This window comes from Paraburkholderia sp. EG286A, from assembly GCF_040965375.1.
In the GTDB taxonomy this organism is placed as follows: Bacteria; Pseudomonadota; Gammaproteobacteria; order Burkholderiales; family Burkholderiaceae; genus Paraburkholderia.
Map to the genome: position 1 here is coordinate 406,868 of NZ_JBFRCB010000006.1, position 24,569 is coordinate 431,436.

The 24,569-nt window shown below is 65.3% G+C and carries 18 protein-coding genes and 1 tRNA gene; 8 read left to right on the plus strand and 11 right to left on the minus strand.

What is annotated here, in order from left to right; genetic code table 11:
• Positions 1 to 276 precede the first annotated feature (276 nt).
• The 7 genes from AB4Y35_RS28800 to fdnG form a co-directional block, all read right to left on the minus strand.
• A tRNA-Sec gene (locus AB4Y35_RS28800) sits at positions 277 to 372 on the minus strand.
• 46 nt (positions 373 to 418) lie between these two features.
• A complete protein-coding gene (gene selB, locus AB4Y35_RS28805) occupies positions 419 to 2,347 on the minus strand; it encodes a selenocysteine-specific translation elongation factor (protein WP_368707062.1) in 1,929 nt (642 codons plus the stop codon).
• The gene (gene selA / locus AB4Y35_RS28810) at positions 2,344 to 3,810 is read right to left on the minus strand and encodes an L-seryl-tRNA(Sec) selenium transferase (protein WP_368707063.1); all 1,467 of its coding nucleotides are present in this window, start codon (positions 3,808 to 3,810) and stop codon (positions 2,344 to 2,346) included. The genes selB and selA overlap by 4 nt, the downstream gene beginning before the upstream one ends.
• 15 nt (positions 3,811 to 3,825) lie before the next feature.
• On the minus strand, positions 3,826 to 4,758 hold the full coding sequence (gene fdhE, locus AB4Y35_RS28815; RefSeq protein WP_368707064.1) for a formate dehydrogenase accessory protein FdhE: 933 nt from the start codon (positions 4,756 to 4,758) through the stop codon (positions 3,826 to 3,828).
• 127 nt (positions 4,759 to 4,885) lie between these two features.
• Complete coding sequence (locus AB4Y35_RS28820) at positions 4,886 to 5,512, minus strand: formate dehydrogenase subunit gamma (RefSeq protein WP_069266254.1); 627 nt, start codon at positions 5,510 to 5,512, stop codon at positions 4,886 to 4,888.
• A complete protein-coding gene (gene fdxH, locus AB4Y35_RS28825) occupies positions 5,499 to 6,434 on the minus strand; it encodes a formate dehydrogenase subunit beta (protein WP_368707065.1) in 936 nt (311 codons plus the stop codon). Before fdxH ends, AB4Y35_RS28820 begins: the two co-directional genes overlap by 14 nt.
• A gap of 13 nt (positions 6,435 to 6,447) precedes the next feature.
• Entirely contained in the window at positions 6,448 to 9,519 is a 3,072-nt protein-coding gene (gene fdnG, locus AB4Y35_RS28830) for a formate dehydrogenase-N subunit alpha (RefSeq protein ID WP_368707066.1), read from the minus strand.
• A gap of 195 nt (positions 9,520 to 9,714) precedes the next feature.
• On the opposite strand from fdnG, the gene AB4Y35_RS28835 reads away from it, so the two are divergent.
• Together AB4Y35_RS28835 and AB4Y35_RS28840 are read left to right on the plus strand one after the other, a co-directional pair.
• Positions 9,715 to 11,124 (plus strand): YihY/virulence factor BrkB family protein, encoded by a 1,410-nt coding sequence (locus AB4Y35_RS28835; protein ID WP_368707067.1) that lies wholly within the window; start codon positions 9,715 to 9,717, stop codon positions 11,122 to 11,124.
• Between the two features lie 220 nt (positions 11,125 to 11,344).
• Complete coding sequence (locus AB4Y35_RS28840) at positions 11,345 to 12,517, plus strand: porin (protein ID WP_368707068.1); 1,173 nt, start codon at positions 11,345 to 11,347, stop codon at positions 12,515 to 12,517.
• A 230-nt stretch (positions 12,518 to 12,747) separates the two neighbouring features.
• Here the strand turns inward: AB4Y35_RS28840 and AB4Y35_RS28845 are convergent, their stop codons facing one another.
• From AB4Y35_RS28845 to AB4Y35_RS28855, 3 genes are all read right to left on the minus strand, one after another.
• Complete coding sequence (locus AB4Y35_RS28845) at positions 12,748 to 13,647, minus strand: LysR substrate-binding domain-containing protein (RefSeq protein ID WP_368707069.1); 900 nt, start codon at positions 13,645 to 13,647, stop codon at positions 12,748 to 12,750.
• 254 nt (positions 13,648 to 13,901) lie between these two features.
• Complete coding sequence (locus AB4Y35_RS28850; protein WP_028205533.1) at positions 13,902 to 14,351, minus strand: HU family DNA-binding protein; 450 nt, start codon at positions 14,349 to 14,351, stop codon at positions 13,902 to 13,904.
• Between the two features lie 323 nt (positions 14,352 to 14,674).
• Positions 14,675 to 16,171: a PLP-dependent aminotransferase family protein gene (locus tag AB4Y35_RS28855; protein ID WP_368707070.1), complete on the minus strand. Its 1,497-nt coding sequence runs from the start codon at positions 16,169 to 16,171 to the stop codon at positions 14,675 to 14,677.
• Between the two features lie 191 nt (positions 16,172 to 16,362).
• Here AB4Y35_RS28855 and AB4Y35_RS28860 point away from each other — a divergent pair, with 191 nt between their 5' ends.
• The 5 genes from AB4Y35_RS28860 (at position 16,363) to AB4Y35_RS28880 (ending at position 21,095) form a co-directional block, all read left to right on the plus strand.
• Positions 16,363 to 16,800, plus strand: coding sequence for a carboxymuconolactone decarboxylase family protein (locus AB4Y35_RS28860; RefSeq protein WP_368707071.1), 438 nt, complete (start codon positions 16,363 to 16,365; stop codon positions 16,798 to 16,800).
• A 224-nt stretch (positions 16,801 to 17,024) separates the two neighbouring features.
• Complete coding sequence (locus tag AB4Y35_RS28865) at positions 17,025 to 17,708, plus strand: DJ-1/PfpI family protein (protein WP_368707072.1); 684 nt, start codon at positions 17,025 to 17,027, stop codon at positions 17,706 to 17,708.
• A 171-nt stretch (positions 17,709 to 17,879) separates the two neighbouring features.
• The gene (locus tag AB4Y35_RS28870) at positions 17,880 to 18,212 is read left to right on the plus strand and encodes a DUF4148 domain-containing protein (RefSeq protein ID WP_254318105.1); all 333 of its coding nucleotides are present in this window, start codon (positions 17,880 to 17,882) and stop codon (positions 18,210 to 18,212) included.
• Positions 18,213 to 18,504: 292 nt separating this feature from the next.
• The gene (locus AB4Y35_RS28875) at positions 18,505 to 20,001 is read left to right on the plus strand and encodes a DASS family sodium-coupled anion symporter (protein WP_368707073.1); all 1,497 of its coding nucleotides are present in this window, start codon (positions 18,505 to 18,507) and stop codon (positions 19,999 to 20,001) included.
• Between the two features lie 41 nt (positions 20,002 to 20,042).
• The gene (locus AB4Y35_RS28880; protein WP_368707074.1) at positions 20,043 to 21,095 is read left to right on the plus strand and encodes an Ldh family oxidoreductase; all 1,053 of its coding nucleotides are present in this window, start codon (positions 20,043 to 20,045) and stop codon (positions 21,093 to 21,095) included.
• 83 nt (positions 21,096 to 21,178) lie between these two features.
• On the opposite strand, the gene AB4Y35_RS28885 is transcribed toward AB4Y35_RS28880, so the two are convergent.
• Positions 21,179 to 22,351: a 4-hydroxybenzoate 3-monooxygenase gene (locus tag AB4Y35_RS28885; RefSeq protein ID WP_368707075.1), complete on the minus strand. Its 1,173-nt coding sequence runs from the start codon at positions 22,349 to 22,351 to the stop codon at positions 21,179 to 21,181.
• A gap of 234 nt (positions 22,352 to 22,585) precedes the next feature.
• Here AB4Y35_RS28885 and treF point away from each other — a divergent pair, with 234 nt between their 5' ends.
• Positions 22,586 to 24,511: an alpha,alpha-trehalase TreF gene (gene treF / locus AB4Y35_RS28890; RefSeq protein ID WP_368707076.1), complete on the plus strand. Its 1,926-nt coding sequence runs from the start codon at positions 22,586 to 22,588 to the stop codon at positions 24,509 to 24,511.
• Positions 24,512 to 24,569 lie beyond the last annotated feature (58 nt).

Below are 24,569 nucleotides of genomic sequence, written 5' to 3' on the forward strand. Positions count from 1 at the left end.
GGTAAGTTAGCTCTGTTTGGGTGGGAGTCAAGGCGAGGAGGGGGGGCTACCTATCCGAGTGCGTCGGACATGGTGCTTCAATCGGCTTGCATTGTCCGCGCGAAAACCCTTGTGGAATTGGGCGAAGGGCGCTCTGACAACGTGAGAGCGGGAGCAGGCGGCGACCCCGATGTAACAATATGTAACTTTCTGTCGAAATTATTAAACCAATTAATTGCCAAACGGAAGTTTTATGGCTTCCTAGACAGATGGGGATCGTGGTCCCCATAAAAAAACTGGCGGAAGGCAGCCAGAGTCGAACTGACCCGGGAGCGGCTGACGCCCCCAACCGGGTTTGAAGCCCGGCCGTACCACCGGATACGAATGCCTTCCTTCGTCAAACCCAACCACCTTCAACCGCACACACATATCGATGTGCCTACAACCATTCGCGCATCCGGCTATCGTGCCGTAGCAGATGCGTATCGCGCTGAAAGCGAGTATATCCAACGCGGTCGAAGTACTCCAGAATCTGGATCGCGCGTTTGCGGCCCAATGCCGTGGCGTCGCGAAACGCCGCGGCGTTGACTGCGCCGCCCTGCTCCGCGGCAATCTGTGCGACGGCACGCGCGAGCGTCTGCACCACGTCGCGATCGTAAAAGAGATCGCGCACGACCTGATACACCATACCCAGGCGCGCGAGCTTGCGCAGCAGCGCACGCACCTTCTCTTCCGGCTGCCGCGTCTCGCGTGCGAGATCCCGTACCCACGGCGGATCGAAACGCGCTCGCGCGAGCAGCGGCATGAGGCGCGCGGCGAGCGCTTCATCATCGGCGTCGAGCGTCACCGCGTGCGAGGGCAGATGCAGCCACGGCCCGCTGCGCGCCATACGCCCCTCGCGCTCGAGCGCTTCAATCGCGGCGCGCCACACCGCATCGCTCACGAGCGGCGCCGCCATGCGGCGCAACCGTGCCGCGTCCGGCCCCTGCTCATCGGGCGAGCGCGCATGAAACTCGGCGAGCGCTTCGACAATGCGCCCGGTGAGCTTCGACCAGTGCGCGTGTGCGATCACCGCGCCTTCGTCGTCTCGTCCTTGCGGTGCGATGGAAATCGCATCGGCGGGCAAAGCGAGCGCAGCTTCGTCGTAACCGGTCAACTGCACCAGCGTCGCGCGCGCAATGCCGCGCGGCGCTTCTTCGATCAGCAGCGCCAGGCTCGCTTCGTCGAGCCACGCGCGCAATGCGTCGAGCCATGCACGCCGTTCCGGCGTCCGGCGCCGCCGCGACGGCCCGAACGGATCGAGCACACGCCCGCCACCTACGGTGTGATTTGCCTGCGCGTTGCGGACGATGAAGCGATCTCCCGGCAACGCGTGCAACGGCGCTTCGAACACGAGCTGCACGCGGGCAGCCGCGCCCGGCGCGAGCGTTTCGCCTTCGAGCAACGCGACGTTCGCGACGCGATGCGTCGTGCCGAGATGCACATGCAGCGGCGACCAGTGCTGCAACGTAATGCCCGCGTCGTCGAGCAACTGCAGTTCGACGTCGAGGCGCACGGCCGGCTCGGCCAGCCGCGCATCGACGATCCAGTCGCCGCGCGCAATCTGCTCCTTGTCGATGCCCGCGAGATTGAGCGCACAACGCTGGCCGGCGTGGCCTGAATCGCCCGCCTGTACCGCACGATTCTGCGCATGCAAGCCGCGCACGCGCACAGCCGTGCCGGCGGGGGCCAGCACGAGCGCGTCGCCCGCCTGTACGCGCCCGGCGAATACGGTGCCCGTCACCACCGTCCCCTGGCCCGTCAGCGTAAATACGCGATCCACCGCGAGGCGAAAGAGTCCATCGTCTCGTCGCGCCCGCCATGTACTCGCGCGCTCGCGCAACCAGACGTCGAGGCGCGCCACGCCTTCGTCATGCGGCTGCGTGGCATTGGTCTCGAATACAGGGGCGTCCGCAAGCATCGTGTCAGCGAGCCACACGGCGATTTCGGCACGCACGGCGTCGAGCCGCGCCGCATCCACGCGATCGCATTTGGTCAGCGCGATGGCACCTTGCTGCACGCCCAGCAGTTGCAGAATGGCAAGGTGCTCGCGCGTTTGCGGCATCACGCCGTCGTCGGCCGCAATCACGAGCAACGCGAAGTCGATGCCGCACGCACCCGCCGCCATCGTATGGACGAGCTTTTCGTGGCCCGGCACGTCGATGAAGCCCAGCATGTCGCCGTTGGCGAGCGGCAGGTACGCGTAACCCAGTTCGATCGAAATACCGCGCGCCTTCTCTTCTTTCAGGCGGTCGGTGTCCACGCCGGTCAACGCGCGGACCAGCGTGGTCTTGCCGTGGTCGATGTGCCCCGCCGTGCCGACGATCACAGACGCAGCTCCGCGAGTTGCGCCGCGAACGCCGCTTCGTCCGCGGGTTCGAGGCAACGCAGGTCCAGACGCAGGGCATCGTCGGCAATGCGGCCGATCACGGGCCGCGGCAGCTCGCGCAAGGCGCGTTCGAGCCTGAGCAGCGCGCGGCCACTGCCGCCCTTCCCGGCATGGCGCACGACGAGCCCGCTGCTCGGCAGCACGTCGACGGGCAGCGCGCCGCTGCCGATCTGGCTGAACATCGGCTCGACGCTCGCGGTATACCCCTCGCCGATGGCGCGCTGAAACGCGGGCAGCGCGCGCTGCGCGGCCTCATGCATTTGCGAGGCGGGCCGTGTGAGCAGACGCAGCGTCGTGAGCCGCTCGCGCAGGAATTCGGGCGCCTGATAAAGCCGCAACACCGGTTCGAGCGCAGCGAGCGTGAGCTTGCCGACCCGCAACGCGCGCTTGAGCGGGTGCTTCTTGATCTTCGCAATCAGTTCCTTGCGGCCGACGATCAGCCCCGCCTGCGGGCCGCCCAACAGCTTGTCGCCGCTGAAGGTCACGAGGTCCGCGCCCGCTTCCACGGTCGCGCGCACCGTGGGCTCGGCCGGCAAGCCCCACTGCGCGAGATCGACGAGCGTCCCGCTGCCCAGATCGACCGCTACGGGCAGGCCGTGCTGACGCGCCAGCGGCGCGAGTTCATCGAGTTCGACGCTCTTTGTAAAGCCACTGATCGCGTAGTTGCTGCAGTGGACTTTCATCAGGAGCGCGGTGTGCGCGTTGATCGCCGCTTCGTAATCCTTGAGATGCGTGCGGTTCGTCGTGCCGATCTCGCGCAAGCGCGCGCCCGCCCGGCTCATGATGTCGGGAATGCGAAACGCGCCGCCAATCTCGACGAGCTCGCCGCGCGAAACGACGACCTCCTTGCGATTGGCGAGTGCGCTCAAGAGCAGCAACACGGCCGCCGCGTTGTTGTTCACGACGGTCGCGGCTTCGGCGCCCGTCAGTTCGCAGATCAGCGAGTCGATCAGGTCGTCGCGGTCGCCGCGCTTGCCGCTCGCGAGATCGAATTCGAGGTTTGCGGGTTGCGTGAGTGCCTGCACCACGGCTTTGACGGCCTCGTCGGGCAGCAGCGCGCGGCCGAGATTCGTGTGCAGCACCGTGCCCGTGAGATTGAAGACGGAACGCAGGCGGCTTTGCGCGCGTTCGGTCAACCGTTGCGCGGTCGCTTCGATCACGCGCTCCAGCGAAAATGGTTCGGCATCCTTGTTTTCATGCGCCAGCACGCCAGTGCGCACATCGCGACGCCAGCCGTCCTGCGTGGCGCGTATCGCGTCGAGCACCTGGGTGCGTCCGTACTGCGCTATCAGCGGCTGCGCTTGCTCCGAGGCAATCACACGCTCGACCGCCGGCATTTTCGCGAGCAACGCATGAAGCGCGTGCGCATCGTGCTCCGCTGTTTGTCCCACGGTTTCACTCATGGCGTGCGCGGCTCCTTACTGGTCGCCAGGCACTTCGGGCCAAAGCAACGGATTCGGGCTCGCGCGACGGTAGCCCGCATCGCTCATCAGCAGATCGAGTGTGAGGCTCGCCAGGTCGTCGGCCAGCGGCTCGAAGTCGAGGTCCTTCTCCTGATAGCCGATCTTGCGGTAGGTGTGGCATTCGTCGCACGATTCGGCCTTGAGTGCAGCATTGCCGCCTTCGATGCCGTGATACGCAATGCCCTTGGTCGAATCGCAGTTCGTGCACTTCACACGCACCACGTGAGCCTCGGTGCCGCACAGGCCGCATTGCGCAAACCGGTAGCCCTGATACACGCCGCCGATGCGCACGATGCTGGCAACGGGCGGCGATCCGCACACGGGGCACGCGCCCGGTGCGTCGACATAGGGCACGTCGCGCACGTCGATGCGGCTCGCGAGGTCGGTCCACACCACCTGCAGCGCGGCCATGATGAACGGCGCGGTGGCGGGCGCGACTTCGGTGTAGCGCTGGGCGAGAACCGCATCGGCCTGGGCATCGAGTTGCGTATCGGTCATGGCGCGCAGCTCGCCCAGCACTTTCGCGAGCGCAGGCGCGACCGCCCCTGCGGCTTCGACCCGATCGGCGAGACGCAAGAGCACGGCGCGCCACTGCGGGTCGCGCTCGCCCGAAAGCGCCGGCAGGATCGGCATGGAGTGATGCTGCGCGTTCGCAATGGCTTCGCGCGAGGGCATGGACGCACTGCAATGTTCGAGCGCCTCCTGCTGCGCGTCGACGAGCGCCGCCATGAGCCGCACGTAGCCGCCAATGGGGTTGTGGTCCGCGAGATGGCGCAGGCGCACGGCGCGCGTGCTGAAAAAGGCGACGCGTTCGGGCAGACGGATGCGCGGAATGGCCGAAGGGTCGAGCGATTCGATTTGCTGCGGGTCGAGAATGCGTTGCGTCACGACGGGTCGGCTCCAGAACGGCTTCACAAAGAAAAAACCGCCGTGCCCTCGCGGGCGCCGGCGGTTTGCCGCTCGCGCCGCCACTGCCCTGGCCAAACGGCGCGGCAGGCGGCGCGCAGCCTGTGCGTTACTTGATGCTCTCGCGGAACCAGCGCGGATGATGCTTTCTCGCCCAGCCCCAGGTGACATAACCGCGCGTCATCGCGCCGATCGAGCCCTTCACCCATATCGCTGCATAAATATGAATGATGATTCCGCAGATCAGCACGAATGCCGCTACCGCATGCACCAACGCTGAGAGCCGGATAATTTCGATCGGAAAGTAGACCGAAAAATATCGCCGCCAGATCACGATGCCGCTCAAGAGCAACAGCACGAGGCAAACCACCATCACAAAGAATAACAGCTTCTGGCCCGCATTGTAGCGGCCGATCTCGGGCAGCCTGTCTTCGCGGTTGTTCAGCACGTCGCCCATCTGTTTCATCCACTGGATGTCGTCTTTGTCCAGATAGTTGTGATGCCAGAAGCGCAGCGCAAGAATCAGGAACGAGACGAACATCACCACGCCGATGAACGGGTGCAGAATGCGCGTCCACTGGCCGCCGCCGAGCACTGCGTACAGAAATGCCATGGCCGGGTGAAACATCGCGAGGCCCGAGAGCGCGAGCAGGATGAAACAGATTGCGGTGATCCAGTGGTTGCTGCGCTCGTTGGGCGTGTAGCGCTCGATCAGTTGCGGTTCATCGTCTTTCATCGCCGCGCTCCTCGGGGGGTTCGCCACGCATGCGCCGCGCCTCTTCGCGCGCCGCGGCTTCGTCTTCAGCCGTCACTTCGTTCGGGCCTACCCGCGTGTAATGGAAGAAACCGGCCAGTGCGGTGAGCGCCATGATGGCGAGCCCGATCGGCTTGGCCACGCCCTTCCAGATCCGCACCATCGGGCTGATGTGCGGATCCTGGGGCAGTCCGGCATAGAGCGACGGTCGGTCCGCATGATGCAGCACGTACATCACGTGCGTACCGCTCACGCCCGGCGGGTCATAAAGCCCGGCGTTCTCGAAGCCGCGCTCCTTGAGGTCCACGATGCGCTCGGCCGCGTGCTTCTTCATGTCTTCCTTGGTGCCGAAGACGATCGCACCGGTCGGGCAGGTCTTCACGCATGCAGGCTCCTGCCCCACGGCCACGCGGTCCGAGCAGAGCGTGCATTTATATACGCGGCGTTCGCTCGACATGCGAGGAATATTGAACGGACAGCCGGTAATGCAATTGCCGCAGCCGATGCAGTTTTCCTGGTGGAAGTCGACGATGCCGTTCGTATACTGCACGATCGCGCCCGGCGCGGGACACGCCTTCAAACAGCCGGGGTCCTCGCAATGCATGCAGCCGTCCTTGCGGATCAGCCATTCGAGGTTGCCCTGCGAGTTCTCGTACTCGGTGAAGCGCATCACGGTCCACGAGTGCTCGGTTAGATCGTGCGGATTGTCGTAGACGCCCGTATTGACACCGATTTCATCACGCAGATCGTTCCACTCCATGCACGCGGTCTGACACGCCTTGCAGCCGATGCATTTGGAAACGTCGATGAGCTTCGCGACCGTGCCCGTCACCGGCTCGCGCACGCCGGGCGGCTCCGAGGTGGTCGCGGAGAGGCGTTTGACGTCAAGTGATTGCCATGCCATGTCGTCGCCTCCCCTATGCCTTTTCGACCTTCACGAGGAACGACTTGAACTCGGGCGTCTGCGAATTGCCGTCGCCCACGGGCGGCGTGAGCGTATTCGTCAGATAGCCCGGGTGCGTGAGCCCCTTGAAGCCCCAGTGCAGCGGTACGCCAACCTGATGCACGGTCTTGCCCTCGATGGTCAGCGGTTTGATGCGCTTGGTGACCACCGCCACCGCGACCAGGTAGCCGCGATTGCTGGACACCTTCACGCGCTCGCCCGCCACCACGCCCACCTCCTTCGCGAGCGCCTCGCCGATCTCGACGAACTGCTGCGGCTGAATGATCGCGTTCAGCCGGGCGTGTTTCGTCCAGAAGTGGAAGTGCTCGGTCAGCCGGTACGTGGTCGCCACATGCGGGAACTGCTGCGCGGTGCCAAACGTCTTGCGGTCGTCGGGGAACACGCGCGCCGCCGGATTGCTCGTGGCGAGCGGGTTGTTCGGGTGGAACGGGTTATAGCCGAGCGGATTCTCGAACGGTTCGTAATGCTCAGGGAATGGACCTTCGTTCATGCCGTCGCGGGCGAAGAAACGCGCCACGCCCTCGGGGTTCATGATGAACGGCCCCATGCCCTGATCGGGCGCTTCATCGACCTTGTAGTCGGGTATGTCCGCGCCCGCCCATGCGCTGCCGTTCCAGGCGATCAGCTTGCGGGTGGGATCGAAGGGCTTGCCCGCCACGTCGCACGAGGCACGGTTGTACAGCACGCGCCGGTTCGCCGGCCACGCCCAGGCCCAGTTGAGCGTCTGCCCGATACCCGTGGGGTCGTCGTTGTCGCGCCGGCCCATCTGGTTGCCCGCCTGGGTCCACGCGCCGCAGAAGATCCAGCAGCCGCTCGCGGTGGTGCCGTCGTCCTTCAACTGCGCGAAGGCCGCGAGCTGCTCGCCCTTCTTCACGAGCACCTTGGTGGGATCTTTCGCGTCGGTCAGGTCGGCGAGAGCCTTCCCGTTGTACTCCCTCGCCAGTTCTTCCGGCGTGGGGCTCGCGGGATCCGAATACGGCCAGTCGAGCTTGACGATCGGATCGGGCAGCTTGCCGCCGTCCTTCTGATACGCGGCGCGGATGCGCAGGAACAGGCCCGACATGATCTCGAGGTCGCTCTTCGCCTCGCCCGGCGGCTCCGCGCCCTTCCAGTGCCACTGCAGCACGCGGCTCGAACTCACGAGCGAGCCGTTTTCTTCCGCAAAGCACGTAGTGGGCAAACGGAACACTTCGGTTTGAATCGAAGTCGGATCGACATCGTTATAGTCGCCGTACTTCTTCCAGAACTCGGCCGTCTCGATGGCGAGCGGGTCCATGATCACGAGCCACTTGAGCTTGCTGAGCGCCGAGACGGTCTTGGCCTTGTTCGGCGAGGAAGCCATGACGTTGAAGCCCTGGCAGATATAGCCGTTGACCTTGCCCTGATTCATCAGCTCGATGGTCTGGAGCAGGTCGTACGGCTTGTCGAGCTTGGGCAGCCAGTCGTAGCCCCAGTTGTTGTCCTTCGTGGCCGCGTCGCCCCACCACGACTTCATGAAGCTCACGAAGAACGCACCGTAATGCTGCCAGTAGCTGAGCTGGTTCGGCCGCATGGGCTGCGACGCGCGCTTCTTGATGTAGTCGTCGTAGTCCTGCTCCGCTTCGAACGGCAGCGTCATGTAGCCCGTGAGCAGGTTCGACATGAGCCCGAGGTCGGTCAGCCCCTGGATGTTCGAGTGACCGCGCAGCGCGTTCATACCGCCGCCCGCAATGCCGATGTTGCCCAGCAGGAGCTGCACCATCGCGCCGGTGCGGATATTCTGCGAGCCGATCGAGTGATGGGTCCAGCCGAGCGCATACATGATCGTGGCCGCGCGACCCGGCACGGCCGTGCTCGCCAGCATTTCGCACACCTTGAGGAATTTGTCCTTCGGCGTGCCGCACACTTTCTCGACCATCTCGGGCGTGTAGCGCGAGTAATGCTGCTTGAGCATCTGGTACACGCAGCGCGGATTCTGCAGCGTGTCGTCGGTCTTCACGAAGCCGTCGTCGCCGAGCTCGTAGTTCCACGACGACTTGTCCGGGTACGAATGCTTCTGCGCATCGTAGCCCGAGAAAATGCCGTCGTTGAACGCGAAGTCTTCGCGCACGATGAACGAGAAGTCCGTGAAGTTCTTCACGTACTCGTGCTGGATCTTGTCGTTGGTGAGCAGGTAGTTGATCACCGCGCCAAGGAAGGCGACGTCCGTGCCGGTTCGGATCGGCGCGTAGAAGTCCGCGACCGATGCCGTGCGCGTGAAGCGCGGATCCACCACGATGAGCCGCGCGCCGCGGTGCGCCTTCGCCTCCGTGACCCACTTGAAGCCGCACGGGTGCGCCTCGGCCGCATTGCCGCCCATCACCAGAATCACGTCCGCATTGCGAATGTCGACCCAATGGTTCGTCATCGCTCCACGGCCAAACGTCGGGGCAAGACCTGCCACCGTCGGGCCGTGTCAGACACGCGCCTGGTTGTCGAATGCGAGCAGGCCCATGCTGCGGGCCACTTTGTGCGTGAGATAGCCGACTTCGTTGCTGCCTGCCGACGCAGCCAGCATGCCCGTCGTCAACCAGCGGTTCACGGTCTTGCCGTCGGCGGTTTTCTCGACGAAGTTCGCGTCGCGATCTTCCTTCAACAGCTTCGCGATGCGGTCGAGCGCGTCATCCCACGAAATGCGTTTCCACTCGTTCGAGCCGGCCGCCCGGTACTCGGGGTACTTGAGGCGGCTCTCGCTATGAATGAAATCGATCAGGCTCGCGCCCTTCGGGCACAGCGTGCCGCGATTGACGGGGTGATCGGGATCGCCCTCGATATGGATGATGCTCGTCGTAGCATTCTTCGCGCCATCGCCGAGACCGTACATGAGGATCCCGCAACCAACCGAGCAGTACGGGCAGGTATTGCGGGTTTCAGTGGTGCGCGCCAGTTTGTATTGTCGGACCTCGGCAAGCGCGTTGTCGGGCGCGAAACCCATCAACGCGAGGCTGGAACCCGCCAGCGACGTTGCCGTGACCTTGAGGAACTGACGCCGGGACATCTGCAGCATGATTCGTCCTCGGCTTGGTTGTGGGTTTTTTCAGTATAAGACGTTTTGGGAGACGGATCGCGCTGGATGCTCGCGAGCGTTACACGCGAGCAGCGCGAGTTCGCCCGGGAACCACGCTTGCTAATATTGAATGGCGAAAGAGCCATCTTTGTGACGAAAACGAACCACTGAAGCACCACCGCGGGGCACCCCGTCATGTCAACGCTTTCCACCGAACGACTGCAGTCCGCCGCACGCAAGGAAGCGTCGTGGGTGGTGGGCGCGTTGCGCCAGTTCATCGCCATTCGCTGCCCGTCGCTCGCGGCGAGCATCGCGTTCTATTCGGCGTTTTCGCTCGCGCCGACGCTCGTGATGGTGATTGCCGTGGCGGGCTGGTTCTACGGCGTCGATGCCGCGCGCGGCGAACTTTTCCGCCAGGTCCACAACGTGCTCGGCGACGACGCGGCCGCGGGCATCACTACCATCGTGCAGAACGCGCACCGGGCGGGCGGCAAGGGCGGCGTCGCGGCGATCATTTCGCTCGCCCTGCTCGTGATCGGCGCGTCCGCAACCTTTTCCTCGCTCAATTCCGCGCTGAACATCGTCTGGCCGCCGGACGGGCAGCGTCCCTCCAGCGTGCTGGCGCTCGTGCGCGTGCGGCTCATTTCGTTCAGCCTCGTGCTGGGCGTCGCGTTCCTGCTGATCGTCTCGCTCGTGCTCGACACGGCCATTACATTCGTCGGTCAGTGGCTCTGGGGCGATTCTCCTTATGTGATCATCGGCAACCTGATGCAGCTCGCCGTGGGCCTCGTGGTGCTGGCCGTCGCGTTCGGCGCCCTGCTGCGCTTCCTGCCCGACGCCGACGTGCGCTGGCGCGACGCGATGGTGGGCGGCATCGTCGCGGCGGTGCTGTTCTCGGCGGGCAAGAAGCTGTTCGCGCTCTATCTCGCGCACGCGGGCATGGCGACGGCCTTCGGCGCCGCCGGCTCGCTCGCCGTGCTGCTCATGTGGCTCTATTTTTCAGCGGCGGTGCTCCTGCTCGGCGCGGAATTCTCGGCCGCGCGCGGGCGCATGCACGACCCGCGCGGCGCGTGGGGTTTCCTTGAGGAAACACCGCCCGGCAGCCGCGCCAAGCTGGCCTCGGTGCTCGCCGCCTCCACCATCGTCGCGCGGCACGACACGAAGCGTGCGGACCGCCCCGCCGCTGCGCCGGCGCCGTCGGCCGTGCCGATCGGAAACGGCGGCGCAACCGCTGCGGCAATGCCTGCGGCCCTGGCGGCGGCTGTTTCGGCAGACAAATCGACACGATCGGAAACGCCGCTCAGCGCAATCGGGCGCGCGAGCGCGCACGGCGGCGCGTTCGGAAGGCTGAAATCAGGGCTGCAGATCCGCCGCTCGGTCGTGCGCATGGAGGACAGCGCGACCTACGCGGCCGCGCTCACCCTGGTTCACGCGGGCCGCACGGTCGCCGCCGCCGACCGCTACGTGAAGCGCCACCCGTGGGGTTCGGTGCTGTTCGTCGCGAGCGCGGCGCTCGCCATGACGGCCGCCGGCAGGCGCCGCCATCCCAACGCCGGCGGGCCAATTGAGGCTGCTACCAAAGATCGCAGTAAGGCGAAAAAATAACGATTGTTTACGGAACTTTTATCAAAAACAACAATAATGCTCGGTCAACAATCCAATATTTCTTAAAACGGCATAATCGACGGAGGCCCCGTCTGACAAGGGGTTCTGGCCGGTGTCAGGTTTTCGCGACAATCTTTATTTTTTCATTTCAGGTCGCCTGGCCTGCTGCGTTATTCTCCAACGCGCAACAACTACACAATTTCTGCGTGGAGAAAACAGAATGAAACGAGTCGCTCTCTCGACCCTCTCGCTGGCCCTCTTGGCCGCAGCTGGCACCGCGCACGCTCAAAGCAGCGTGACCCTCTATGGTGTGATCGACGAATCGATCCAGTGGGCCCACAACACGATGGACGCCAACGGCAAGAACGCCAACCTGGTCGGCCTCGCCGGCGGCAACCTGTCGGGCAACCGCTGGGGCTTGAAGGGTACCGAAGATCTGGGCGGCGGCATGAAGGCGATTTTCCAATTGGAAAACGGCTTTGACATCAACACCGGCAAGCTCGGCCAGGGCAGCAAGATGTTCGGCCGTCAGGCATACGTCGGCCTCTCGCACGACCAGTTCGGTACGGTCACGTTCGGCCGCCAGTACGACCCGCTGGTCGACATGGTTCAGCCGCTGACCGCCGACAACTACTTCGGCAGCACGTTCACAACGCCGGGTGACGTCGACAACAACGACAACACCTCGCGTACGAACAGCGCAGTCAAGTACGTCTCGCCGGTTCTGCAAGGCTTCCAGTTCGAAGGCATGTACGCATTTGGCGGCGTCGCTGGCGCAACCGGCTCGGGTCAGAGCTGGGGCGGCGCAGCTACGTACGGCATCGGCTCGCTGAACGTCGCTGCTGGCTACTTCCGCATGGACAACGCAGCGTCGCCGGTCGCGCGCACGGGCTGGTCGTCGACCGCAACGTCGGACGGCATTTTCGGCGACAACCAGATCACCGCCGGCTACAACACGGCGAAGTCGGTCGGCATCGCTTCGGTCGCAATTCAATACGTTGCTGGTCCGTTCACGATGAGCGGCCGTTACAGCAACGTCCAGATGCGCCAGGACTCTGCCTCGGCATTCGCTTCGAACCAGCGCTACAACGTCGCAGGTGGCTTCCTCGGTTATCAGCTGAACCCGGCACTGTTGCTCGGCCTCGGCTACATTTGGTCGCACGGCGCTGGCGACACGTCGAACACGTACAACCAGGTTTCGCTGGGCGCGGACTACAACCTGTCGAAGCGCACCGACTTCTACGCTGTGGCTGCCTACCAGCACGCCAACGGCACGCAGCGCAACGCGGACGGCACCACGACGACCGCTGGCGCAGCAATCGGCTCGTACAGCTACAACTCGGATTCGAGCTCGCAGACCCTGGTCAGCGTCGGCATCCGCCACAAGTTCTAAGCAACGCTTTACTCCGGGCCTCGGCCCGGCGCCGGAACTGGCTGACGAGCCATTCCGGCGCAGCGAGCGAGACCACGCAGCTAAAAACGACACGCTGCACAAACCAGCCACGGGCGCAAGCCCCGGCTGGTTTTTTTATGCCCGCCGGGTTTTAGAAGCGATTCTCCAGGGCGCTTTCACGCACGGCCACAACTTGCGCCGTTTACGCGCCATTTACACGAGCGCAAGACTCAGCGCAGCCGCGCCAGCGCGGCTGCGGCGTGCCACACGAACGCGTCGCCCAGCGCCGTCGCTGCGCGCTGCGTGCCGCGCACGACATGGAGCGCGCCCGACAGCGCGGGCGTGAAGCGCTTCACGCTCACCCGCGCGCTCGCATGCTGGGCGGTCAGCGCGTCGACGAGCGCGATGCCCATCCCCGCTTCCACCATCGCCACGACCGATTGCGCGAGCGCCGCTTCGACGCCGGGCTCGCGCGCCACCCCGCATTCGGCAAAGTGCCGGTCGATGGACAGACGCGCCTCGCTCGCCGCGGCAAACGAAATAAAGCGTTCGCCCGCGCAGTCTTGTGCATGAATCACGCGTTTGCGCGCGAGCCGGTGTCCGCGCGGCACGATGCAGCGCAGCGGCCATTCGCCCAGATACTCGAGACGCGCGCCAGGATGCGCGACGGCTTGCGCGACGAAGCCGAGATCGCAGCGTTGCGCCGCCACGCGCTCGGCAATATCCACGGCTTCGCCGGTCAGCAGTTCGAAATCGACACCTTCGTGCTCGCTCGCAAACGCGGCGGCCACGCGCGGCAGGAAGTCGGCGCAAAGATCGGCTGACGCGGCAACGCGCACGATGCCGCGCCGTTGCGCACGAATCTGCGCGGCCGCCTGGGCCACGCGCTCGAAGCCGAAGAACGCGCGCTCGACTTCGTCTCGCAGCGTCTGGGCCTCGACGGTCGGCAGCAAACGCCCCTGGCGCCGCTCGAAAAGTGCGAACCCCATCTTTGCTTCGAAGTCCGCAAGCAAACGGCTCACCGCGGGCTGCGAAACGCCGAGCGCCTGTGCCGCGCGCGTGACGGTGCGCCACTGCATCAACGCGCGAAACGCTTCCACCTGGCGCAAACTGAGGTCGGCTGTCTGCATAACACTGTGTTATGGATATTCGAATTATTGGGTCTACGGCATCGTTTACATACGATGCGGATGACGATTATTCCTGGATGATTGGGACATGATACCGGATGTCTGCCATAACATAAGAACATAGCACGGCAGCGCCCTTGCGCATTGCACGCACCAAATGAAAAATCCCCGCGGGCTCGACGCCAACGGGGATTTTTTGGTACTGACGGGAAGCCGCTACCCGAAGGCCGCGGCTTCAAGCGCAATCAGCGCAATCAGGCTGCTGCTGCGTCCTTCAGCTTCTTCAGGGCGCGCGCCTTGATGCGGACCGATGCGGGCTTCGCCGGGAACCAGCGCTCTTCACCCGTGAACGGATCCTTGCCGAAGCGCTTCTTCTTCGCCGGCACGGCCTGGACGACGATCTTCAGAAGGCCCGACAGCGTGAATTCGCCAGCGCCCTTCTTGTGGACCGAACCGAGGATCGTGTCTTCCAGCGCGGCGAGCACGGCCTTGGCAGCCTTCGGCTCGACGCCTGCACGTTCAGCGACGTGGGTAGCCAGCGAGGCCTTCGTGAAGGTGTCCTTGATCGGCGTCGGTGCGCCGGACGCCTTCACGGCGACCTTCTTAGCTGCGGCCGTCTTGGTGGCGGGCGCTTTCTTTGCGGCAACCTTCTTGGCCGGGGCAGCTGCCTTTTTTGCGGCCACTTTCTTTGCGGAAGTCGGCATGTTTCTCCTACCAGTGTTGGTCAGTGAATCGAAGAAGCACTGCGGAATGCACGTGCTTCAACGGCGGATTCTACATACGCGCAAGCGTTTTGCGTGAAGCTTTTGCATTGCCGTTACGATTTTGTTGCGCGGCGCTGACTCCCGATCACATTTTGACGCCTGTTTACAGGGGTAAACGTGCACCTGGCGCAGCCGGATCACTGACGGACGACACGCTTCGGTCGGCGCGGCGTACGGCGCGTTCGTCAGGAAAGCGCCATACGTATGGCGTTTTTGCACGATTTCGGCTGCCGCGCCGGTATCGCCGCGACGCCAGGATGCAGTCAAAGCGTGGGCAGCAGCGTGGCGAGCGACGTCAGCGCGGCGTCGATACGCTCTGCGTCGACTCCACCGTAACCGAACAGAAAACCGCTCTGCACAGGTGCTTCGAGATGAAACGGCGCGAGCGGATGCAGCCCGATCGACGCGCGGCGCGCCGCCTGCGCCACCGCTGCGGCGTCGAGCGGCGCGACGAGCCGCGCCGCCAGGTGCAACCCCGCCGTGTTCGGTTCGACGGCTTCGAGCCACGGCGCGAGCGGTCCGCGCAGATGCGCGAGCAGCACGTCGCGGCGCTGCGCGTACATCTGATGCATGCGCCGCAAATAACGCGCGAAATGTCCGTTGAGCATGAAGTCGGCGAGCGCCGTCTGCGTGAGCACGCAGCCGTGGGCGTCGCCGATCTGCCGTGCGCGGGCGAGCGGCGCGGCCAGCGCGGCAGGCGGCACCATGTAGCCCACGCGCAGTTCGGGGAAGATGGTCTTCGAAAACGTGCCGACGTAGACCACGAAGCCGGCGTTGTCGAGGCTCTTGAGCGGCTCCATCGAGCGGCCCTCGAAGCGGTATTCGCAGTCGTAGTCGTCTTCGATCACGAGCGCGCCGCACGCCTGCGCCCATTCGAGCAACGCGACGCGCCGCTCGAGACTCAGCGGCATGCCGAGCGGAAACTGGTGTGAGGGCGTCACGTACACGAGCCGCGCCGACTTCGGCAGCCGCGCGACGACGAGCCCGTCGCGATCCACCGGCACCGGCACGACCTTCGCGCCCAGTGCGGCAAAGATATCGCGCGCGGGCGGATAGCCCGGGTCCTCCACGACGACTGTGTCGCCCGGTGTGAGCGTCACGCGCGCGAGCAGATCGAGCGCCTGCTGTGCGCCTTGCGTCACGATCACGTCCTGCCAGTTGCCCTGCACCGCGCGGTTGAAGGCGAGATAGCGCGACACCGCAAGGCGCAGCTTCTCTTCGCCCGCCGGATCGCGATACATGCCGTAACCGCGCGCCTGCACGCGCAGCGCGTCGTTGATGCAGCGTCGCCAGACGTCGAAGGGAAAGCGCGACTTGTCGGTGACGCCGCCCGCGAAGTCGCAGGCGAGCCGCGTATCGAGGCGCGGCAGCGAAGCGTGCAGCGCCTCGGCTTGCGCCTGCCACCACGGCGTGGCCTGCACCACGCGCGGCGTCTTCCCGGCACGCACAGGTGTGATGGCAGCAGTGGCCGCGCGTATCTGCGGATTCGGATGGCCGTGCTCGCGCGCGGGCAGCCGATCGAGCGTTTCGGCCACGAATGTGCCCGAGCCGCGCCGCGAGTTCAGATAGCCTTCGGCGAGCAGGCGTTCGAAGACGTCGAGCGTGGTCTTGCGCGAAACGCCGAGCTGCAAGGCGAGATCGCGCGTGGACGGCAGGCGGGTGCCGCCGGCCAGCCGGCCATCGACGATGCTGTCGCGCAACTGGCGATAGATCTGGCCCGCGAGGTCGCGACGGCCCGACACGGTGACGTGGAGTTCCATGATGATGCTGCAGGTAGCGCTCGACGAGGGTGAAAGTGGTCACCCGAAATATTGCCAGAATGGCTATGTGAACGCGCCAGCGCAACGCCTAAAGTGCCCCTGTGGTGACGCAATTCGCAAGTTCAACGCATCGTTGTCAGCCTCGCTGTCGACGACAGCGCCACGACATTCAACTCGACAGGTGAACGCTCATGCAAGCACGTCTGGATTTCTACAAGGCCAACCCGGAAGGCACGAAGGCCATGATTGCGCTCGAAGAGCGCGCGAGCAAAAGCTCGATCGAAAAGCCCCTCGCGGAACTGGTGCGCCTGCGCGCTTCGCAGATCAACGGCTGCGCCTATTGCGTGGACATGCACACCGCGGATGCGCGCAAAGGCGGCGAAACCGATCGCCGGCTCGCCACGGTATCGGTGTGGCGCGAAACGCCGTTCTTCACCGAGCGCGAACGTGCGGCGCTCGAATGGACCGAATCGGTCACGCTGCTCGCGCAAACGCACGTGCCCGACGAACTGTGGGAACGCGTGAAGCCGCATTTCAGCGATCAGGAGATCGCCGACCTCACGCTGCTGATCATCGCGATCAACGGCTGGAACCGCATCGCGGTGACGTTCCGCAAGCTGCCGGCCTGAGTTCGAAGCAAACGCGCCGCGTTCAGCCGCCGCAAATTAAGCGGCGGCTGAACGCGGCGCATGTACCGGTCACCGAGTGCTTCCCGATTGCGGCGCGCGCGCCGCTGGCAGTTTTTGCGCGGTTTTTGGCATGGTTGTGGACCGGGGCGAGATTAGAGTGATTTCCGCATCATCGGCGCACCGTCGACCCTTTTCGACCGTCCAACCTTGACCGGGAACACTACATGGCACTGCAGATCGGATTTCTCGCATTTCCCAACGTTCAACAGCTCGACCTGACCGGTCCGTACGACGTGCTCGCCTCGATGCCCGACAGCCGGGCGCGGCTCATCTGGAAGACGCGCGATCCGGTGCGCTCGAGCACCGGCCTCATGCTCACGCCCGACACGACCTTCGAGGACTGCCCGCCGCTCGACGTGATCTGCGTGCCGGGCGGCAGCGGCGTCTCCCAGCTGATTCCCGACGACGAAACGCTCGCGTTCCTGCGCCGCCAGGCGAGCACGGCGCGCTACGTCACCTCGGTTTGCACGGGTGCGCTCGTGCTCGGCGCGGCCGGGCTGCTGCGCGGCCGCCGCGCGACCACCCACTGGGCCTTCCACGAACTGCTGGAGCCGCTCGGCGCGCTGCCCGTGAAAGCGCGCGTGGTGCGCGACGGGAACCTGCTGACCGGCGGCGGCATCACCGCGGGTATCGATTTCGCATTGACGCTCGCCGCCGAGCTGATCGGCGACGAAGCCGCCCAGGCGCTCCAGCTCGAACTCGAGTACGCGCCCGCGCCGCCGTTCGATGCGGGCGATCCCGCCAGCGCGCCGCGCGCGATCGTGGAAAGGTTGCGCGCGCAGACAGCCGCGTCGCTCGCCGAACGCGCGCGAGTCGTCGCGGCGGCCGCCGCGAAGCTCGGCGTCTGAACGCCCGTTGAGGCCGCCGGGGTCGTCGCTGCGGTGACGAGCGAGCCAGGGTCAGCGCTTGCTACCGTCTTTGGTGGGGATCGATTACATTGAGGGACGGGCGCGCCGCAGCCGTTGGCGCCCGTCCTCCCAGCCCTGGGCAAGTCGTTCAAATCAACATTAGGGGAATCAATGCGCTCCACCACCAGCAAGCTGACTCTCGCCGCGGCTACCGCCGCATTCCTGATCGGCGTTGCCGCGCCGGCGTTCGCACAAACGGAAGCCAGCGCACCCGCCGCCGCCGCGGCCTCGCAACCGCTCACCAAGGAACAGAAAGCACAGGCCAAGGCTCAAGCCAAAGCGCAGCGCAAGGCCGAGCGCAAGCAGGCTCGCGCGAAGAACAATGCCGAGTTGAAGAAGCTGGAAGACGCGGGCTACAAGCCGGCGCTGAACGACCCGAACTATCCGCAGAACTTGCAGGACGCACAGAAGAAAGCTAACGCTGCGGCTGGCGCCAGCCAGTAATTCGCGTCAGCGGCCGTTTTAACCGGCTGTTTTGCCGGTTAAAACGCCTTCACCCTCAACTCGCCCGCATCACCCGCAGCATGCTGCAACGCTGCGCTTCCCCGCCTTCACGCTCGCGCGCTCCCGCTGTACACACTAAACGCTTCATCAGTCGAATGGCAGTACCATCCGCGAAGCGAATGCGCTGACTCGTTCGCAAGCCGCCACACCGCCGCTTTTCGACGCGGTACGCGCTCTGCCAGAAGCGACACGCGAGCCATGCCGCGTGCATGCCCAACATGGAGTCATCGCCATGAACGCACCCCAGCCAGCCGCCAACGCGGGCGCCGCGCCGCAAAAAAAAGGCATACCTGTGGGCCTGATCGCGGGCGTGATCGCGCTCGTCGTCGTGCTGCTGCTGCCCCTGCCCGATAGCCTCCCGCCCGCCGGCCAGCGCATGCTCGCCATCCTCGCGTTCGCCGTGGTCGTGTGGCTCACCGAAGCCGTATCGTACGAAGCGAGCGCCATCATCATCACCTCGCTCATGGCATTTCTCGTGGGCACCGCGCCCACCATCGAAAACCCCGCAGTCGATTACGGCACCAACAAAGCCATCAGCATGGCGCTCGCGGGCTTCTCCAATTCCGCGCTCGCGCTCGTGGCCGGCGCCCTCTTCATCTCCGCGGCGATGACCGTCACCGGGCTCGACCGGCGCATTGCGCTCGTCACGCTCTCGCTGATCGGCACCACCACGCGGCGCATCCTGATCGGCGCGGTCGCCGTGACCATCGTGCTCTCGCTCGTGGTGCCGAGTGCCACCGCGCGCAGCGCTTGCGTCGTGCCGATCATGGTGGGCGTGATCTCGGCGTTCGGCGTGGACAAGCGCTCGAACATCGCGGCGGGCATCATGATCGTGGTCGCGCAAGCCACGAGCATCTGGAACGTCGGCATCCAGACCGCCGCCGCACAGAATCTGCTGACCGTGGGCTTCATGGACAAGATGCTCGGCGCACGTGTCACGTGGCTCGACTGGCTCATTGCGGGCGCGCCCTGGGCGATCGTGATGTCGGCGGCGCTGCTCTTCATCGTGCTGAAGATGCTGCCGCCCGAAGCCGACGCCATCGCGGGCGGCAAGGAAGCCGTCGAAGCCTCGCTGCGCGAACTCGGCCCCATGACGGGCCCGCAAAAACGCCTGCTCGGGGTGTCCATCGGCCTCCTGCTGTTCTGGGCGACCGAAGGCAAGCTGCACCCGTTCGACACCACCTCCGTCACTTACGTGGGGCTCGTGCTGCTGCTGTTGCCGCGCTTTGGCGTGATGGACTGGAAGACCGTGCAAAGCCGCATTCCGTGGGGCACGGTGATCGTGTTCGGCGTGGGCATCAGCCTCGGCACGGCGCTGCTCACGACGAAGGCGGGCCAATGGCTCGGCGACCTCGTCGCGCATCACACGGGGCTCGACACCGCCACGCCGTTCATGGCCTTCGCGATTCTCTCGGCCTTCCTCATCCTCATCCACCTCGGATTTGCGAGCGCAACGGCGCTCACCTCCGCGATGCTGCCGATTCTCGTGTCGGTGCTGCAGTCCATGCAGGGCGACTTCAACCGGCTCGGTCTCACCATGCTGCTCGGCTACGTCGTGAGCTTCGGCTTCATCCTGCCGATCAACGCGCCGCAAAACATGGTGTGCCTCGCCACCGAAACGTTCACGGCGAAGCAGTTCGCGCGCGTGGGCATCGTGCTGACCGTCGTCGGCTACGTGTTGCTGCTGCTGTTCGCCGCGACGTGGTGGCGCTGGCTGGGCTGGATCTGAACGCTGCACCCGAACGCTGCACGGTTAGCAAGGAGCCGCTCATGGAAGTCAAGATCGACGACGCACACCGCTTCGCCACGGCCGTGCTCACGAACGTCTCGGTGCCCGAAGACATCGCCGCCGACGTGGCCGACCATCTGATCGAATCGGACCGCGTGGGCTACGCGAGCCACGGCCTGTCGATCCTGCCGAACTACAAGCGCGTGCTGGCCGCGGGTTTCGTCACCGCCGACGGCCGCGCCGAGCGCGTCGTCGACCGCGGCAGCCTGATCGGCTATGACGGCCACAGCGGCTTCGGACAGCACGTCGGCAAGGTCGTGATGGAAGACGCGATCGCTCGCGCGCGCGAACATGGCCAGTGCATCGTGACGCTGCGTCATAGCCATCACCTGGGGCGCATGGGCCACTACGGCGAAATGGTCGCGGCGCAGGGCTACGTGCTGCTCGCCTTCACCAACGTGGTGAATCGCGCGCCGACCGTCGCGCCGTTCGGCGGGCGCGAGCCCCGGCTCACGACCAACCCGCTGTGCTTCGCGGGCCCGCTGCCGGGCGGGCGGCCACCGTTCGTCGTGGATATCGCCACGAGCGCCATCGCCGTGAACAAGGCGCGCGTGCTCGCCGAAAACGGCCTGCCGGCACCCGACGGCTCGGTGATCGACGCGAACGGCCAGCCGAGCACCGACCCCAACGTGCTGTTCGCCGACCCGCCCGGCGCGCTGCTGCCGTTCGGCCTGCACAAGGGCTATGCGCTCGGGCTCGTGGCGGAACTGCTCGCGGGCGTGCTCTCGGGCGGCGGCACGATCCATCCGGACAACCCGCGCAATGGCGTGGCGACCAACAATCTGTTCGCGCTGGTGCTCGATCCGCAGGTGGATTTCAACACGACGTGGCGATCGCAGGAGGTCGAATCGTTCCTCGACTATCTGCTCAGCTGCCCGCCGCAGGATCCGGCGCAGCCGGTCCAGTACCCCGGCCAGTACGAAGCGGAAAATCGTGCGCGGCACATGCAGACGATCACGCTGCCCGACTCCGTGAGAAAGCCTTTCGCCGATATCGCCAACGAACTGGCCATCGCGCCGCTCAAGGCGATTTGAGGCTGTCCAACGCGACGCTGTAAACATAAAGGCCGCGCGAGCCCTTTGGGACTCGCGCGGCCGTTTCATGCGTTGCGCTTACCTCACACGGCAACCGCGCCCACGTAGTTCTCGGCCATCGCCGTCGCGGCGGCGCGCGACGTGGTGACGTGCTCCAGTTCCGCAACCTGCAGGCGCTGCTCGAACGGCGTGGCGTCGTCGAGGCGGTGCATCATGCGCGTCATCCAGTACGAGAAGTGCTCGGCGCGCCAGATGCGGCGCAGCGCCGTTTCGCTGTAGCCGTCGAGCAGATCGGTGCGGCCTTCCTTATAGAACGCCACGAGCGCCGCAGTCAGCACGCGCACGTCCGCCACCGCGAGATTGAGGCCCTTCGCGCCGGTCGGCGGCACGATGTGCGCCGCGTCGCCCGCGAGAAAGAGGCGGCCGTGCTGCATCGTGGTCGTAACGAAGCTGCGCATGCCCACGATGTTCTTCTGGAAGATCTTGCCTTCCAGCACCTGGTGGCCTTCGCGCGAATCGACGCGCGCGTGCAACTCGGCCCAGATGCGATCGTCGGACCAGTTGTCGACGTTGTCCTTCGGATCGCACTGGAAATACATGCGCTGCACGTTCGGCGAGCGCGTGCTGACGAGCGCGAAGCCGCGCTCGTGCCGTGCGTAGATCAGCTCGTCGGACGTGGGCGGCGCCTCGACGAGAATGCCGAACCAGCCGAACGGGAATACGCGCTCGTAGTCCTGGCGCAGCGCCGCCGGAATCGAGGCGCGCGACACGCCGTGGAATCCGTCGCAGCCGATCACGTAGTCGCAGTGCAACTCGTGCGCCTCGCCTTCGTGCATGAAGCGGATCGACGGCGTGCTGGTGTCGACGCCGTGAATCGACGTGTCCGAGACATTGAAGAAGAGCTTGCCGTCCGCGGCCACGCGCGCGGCCACGAGGTCCTTGAGCACTTCATGCTGCGCGTAGACGGTAATGGCTTTGCCCGTGAGGCCGGTGAGATCGATGCGGCGGCGTTTGCCTTCGAACGCGAGTTCGAAGCCGTGATGCAGCGCGCCTTCGGCCTTCATGCGGGCGCCGACGCCCGCTTCGGTGAGCACGTCCATCGTGCCTTGCTCGAGCACGCCGGCGCGAATGGTCGATTCGATCTGCTCGCGGCCACGCAGCTCGAGCACGACCGAGTCGATGCCACGCAAATGCAGAAGATGGGAAAGAAGCAGGCCCGCGGGCCCGGCGCCGATGATACCAACCTGAGTGCGCATGAGATGTCTCCTGATGCGGCGTTGCTTGAATTGATTTTTCGCAAGTTTCGCCGCTGCACCCGTTATCGCGCAACGCGATATGGAGAATACGCACTATCCCGATTTCGAATAGCGACGCGGTCGCCAGCCGCCTCGCCAGCCCGTTGCGCGGAACGGAAATTGCTCTTCGACACGCTTCGCCTGCGCTCCTGGTTCGCGCGGGCGCGCTCTTCGCCCATCAAAAACATCAAGGCCATGTCTTTCCCGTTCCGCTCCCGCACGCCCGCATCCACCACGAAATCCCGCCCCATCCCGTTTGCCGCCACGCTCGCCGCTGCGTTGTGGCTCGCATGGCCGCTCGCGCAAACCGCCCATGCCGCCGACGCACCAGCCGACGTCGCAGCCTCCGCTAGCGCACCCGCCAACGCGCAGGAATTACAAACGCCCGCGCGATCGGCAAAGCCGGTTCGCTCGCCAGCGCAGCATGACGCGGCAAAAGAGAGCCAGCCCGCCACGCCCGCCGACCTCTACGGCCGCCTCTATCACGACGTGCAGCTCGCGCAGATCTTCCCCGACAGCAAGACGTTTGCCGACATGCTGCCCAACGAGCGCCCGAGCCAGATCACGGCCGCCTACGAGCGCTGGCGCCAGCAACACGCGGGGCTGCACGACAACGCCGCGCGCAAGGCCGCGCTCACGCAGTTCGTGAACCAGTACTTCACGGCCCCGGCGCAAACCGAAGATCACTACGTTTCCGATCCGAACCAGGATGTCGTCGGCCACATCGACACGCTCTGGAACGTGCTGAGCCGCCGTCCCGACGCGAAGCCGAATCCGTATTCGTCGCTGCTGCCGCTGCCGTACGCGTACGTCGTGCCGGGCGGGCGCTTCAACGAAATCTACTACTGGGATTCGTACTTCATCATGCTCGGTCTGGAGGCCAGCGGCCGCCACGAACTCGCGCTCGACGAGCTGAACAACTTCGCCGCGCTGATCGACCGCTACGGCCACATCGCGAACGGCAATCGCACCTATTACCTGAGCCGCTCGCAGCCGCCGTTTTTCGCGCAGATGGTGAGCCTCGTCGCCGAGAAAGACGGCGACGCCGTGTACCTCCACTACCTGCCGCAACTGCGCAAGGAGTACGACTACTGGATGGCCGGCGCGCAGACGCTCAAGCCCGGCCACGCCGCGCGCCACCTCGTGCGCCTGCCCGACGGCACGCTGCTCAACCGCTACTGGGACGCGCGCAACCGTCCGCGCGACGAGTCGTACCGCGAGGACATCCTGACCGCGCGCGCCACGCCGCAGCGCGACGCCTCGGACCTCTGGCGCAACCTGCGCGCGGGCGCGGAAACGGGCTGGGACTATAGCTCGCGCTGGCTCGCCGACGGCCACACGCTCTCGACCATCGACGTGACCTCGCTCGCGCCGGTGGACCTCAATTCGCTGATGGTGATCCTCGAACGCACGCTCGCGAAGGCCTACGGCCTGAAGGGCGACGCGCGCGAGGCCGAGCTGATGACGAAGCGCGCGCAACAACGCGCCGACGCCATCGACCGCGTGCTGTGGGACCCGCAACTGCATGCGTACAGCGACTACGACTTCGTGCACCATACGCTCACGCACCGGCTCACGGCGGCGACCGTTTACCCGCTCTATGCGGGCGTCGCGACGAAGGCCCAGGCGCAGGACGTGGCTGCCGCGCTGCGCGCCGGACTGCTGCGCCCCGGCGGCCTCGCCACCACCCAGGTGGCGACCGGCCAGCAATGGGACGAGCCGAACGGCTGGGCGCCGCTGCAATATCTCGCGGTCATGGGGCTGCGCCGCTATGGCGAGCAGGACCTCGCGCAGGAAATCGCCACGCGCTGGATCGCCACGAATCTCGCCTACTACACCCGCACGCACAAGCTCGTTGACCATGGAAGTATAACATGCCCGGATACCCCCAAACCCTTGTGCCATAAGGGTTTGGGGGGAACGGGTGGCAAGCTGGTCGAAAAATACGATGTGAGCGTTGCGCCTGGAAACGCGTCGTCGGCTGGCGGCGGCGAGTACCCGTTGCAGGATGGTTTTGGCTGGACCAACGGCGTGCTGCGCGTGCTGCTCCAGATGTATCCGCAAACCACCACGCCCGCAGTCACGATGGCACCTGAGAGGTCAGCGCACGCATCGCCGTAATGCACGCGTCCCGCCATCGCGCGAAGCAGAATGCTGAATCGTATTGCGGAGTGTGCGA

Bases quoted from the DNA above. Each gene is read 5' to 3' on its own strand.
- AB4Y35_RS28840 (WP_368707068.1), top strand. From the start codon at position 11,345: ATGAAACGAGTCGCTCTCTCGACCCTCTCGCTGGCCCTCTTGGCCGCA.
- AB4Y35_RS28870 (WP_254318105.1), top strand. From the start codon at position 17,880: ATGCGCTCCACCACCAGCAAGCTGACTCTCGCCGCGGCTACCGCCGCA.
- AB4Y35_RS28880 (WP_368707074.1), top strand. From the start codon at position 20,043: ATGGAAGTCAAGATCGACGACGCACACCGCTTCGCCACGGCCGTGCTC.
- fdxH (WP_368707065.1), bottom strand. From the start codon at position 6,434: ATGGCATGGCAATCACTTGACGTCAAACGCCTCTCCGCGACCACCTCG.
- AB4Y35_RS28850 (WP_028205533.1), bottom strand. From the start codon at position 14,351: ATGCCGACTTCCGCAAAGAAAGTGGCCGCAAAAAAGGCAGCTGCCCCG.
- AB4Y35_RS28875 (WP_368707073.1), top strand. From the start codon at position 18,505: ATGAACGCACCCCAGCCAGCCGCCAACGCGGGCGCCGCGCCGCAAAAA.
- AB4Y35_RS28845 (WP_368707069.1), bottom strand. From the start codon at position 13,647: ATGCAGACAGCCGACCTCAGTTTGCGCCAGGTGGAAGCGTTTCGCGCG.
- AB4Y35_RS28860 (WP_368707071.1), top strand. From the start codon at position 16,363: ATGCAAGCACGTCTGGATTTCTACAAGGCCAACCCGGAAGGCACGAAG.
- treF (WP_368707076.1), top strand. From the start codon at position 22,586: ATGTCTTTCCCGTTCCGCTCCCGCACGCCCGCATCCACCACGAAATCC.
- AB4Y35_RS28865 (WP_368707072.1), top strand. From the start codon at position 17,025: ATGGCACTGCAGATCGGATTTCTCGCATTTCCCAACGTTCAACAGCTC.
- AB4Y35_RS28835 (WP_368707067.1), top strand. From the start codon at position 9,715: ATGTCAACGCTTTCCACCGAACGACTGCAGTCCGCCGCACGCAAGGAA.
- AB4Y35_RS28855 (WP_368707070.1), bottom strand. From the start codon at position 16,171: ATGGAACTCCACGTCACCGTGTCGGGCCGTCGCGACCTCGCGGGCCAG.
- selA (WP_368707063.1), bottom strand. From the start codon at position 3,810: ATGAGTGAAACCGTGGGACAAACAGCGGAGCACGATGCGCACGCGCTT.
- AB4Y35_RS28885 (WP_368707075.1), bottom strand. From the start codon at position 22,351: ATGCGCACTCAGGTTGGTATCATCGGCGCCGGGCCCGCGGGCCTGCTT.
- AB4Y35_RS28820 (WP_069266254.1), bottom strand. From the start codon at position 5,512: ATGAAAGACGATGAACCGCAACTGATCGAGCGCTACACGCCCAACGAG.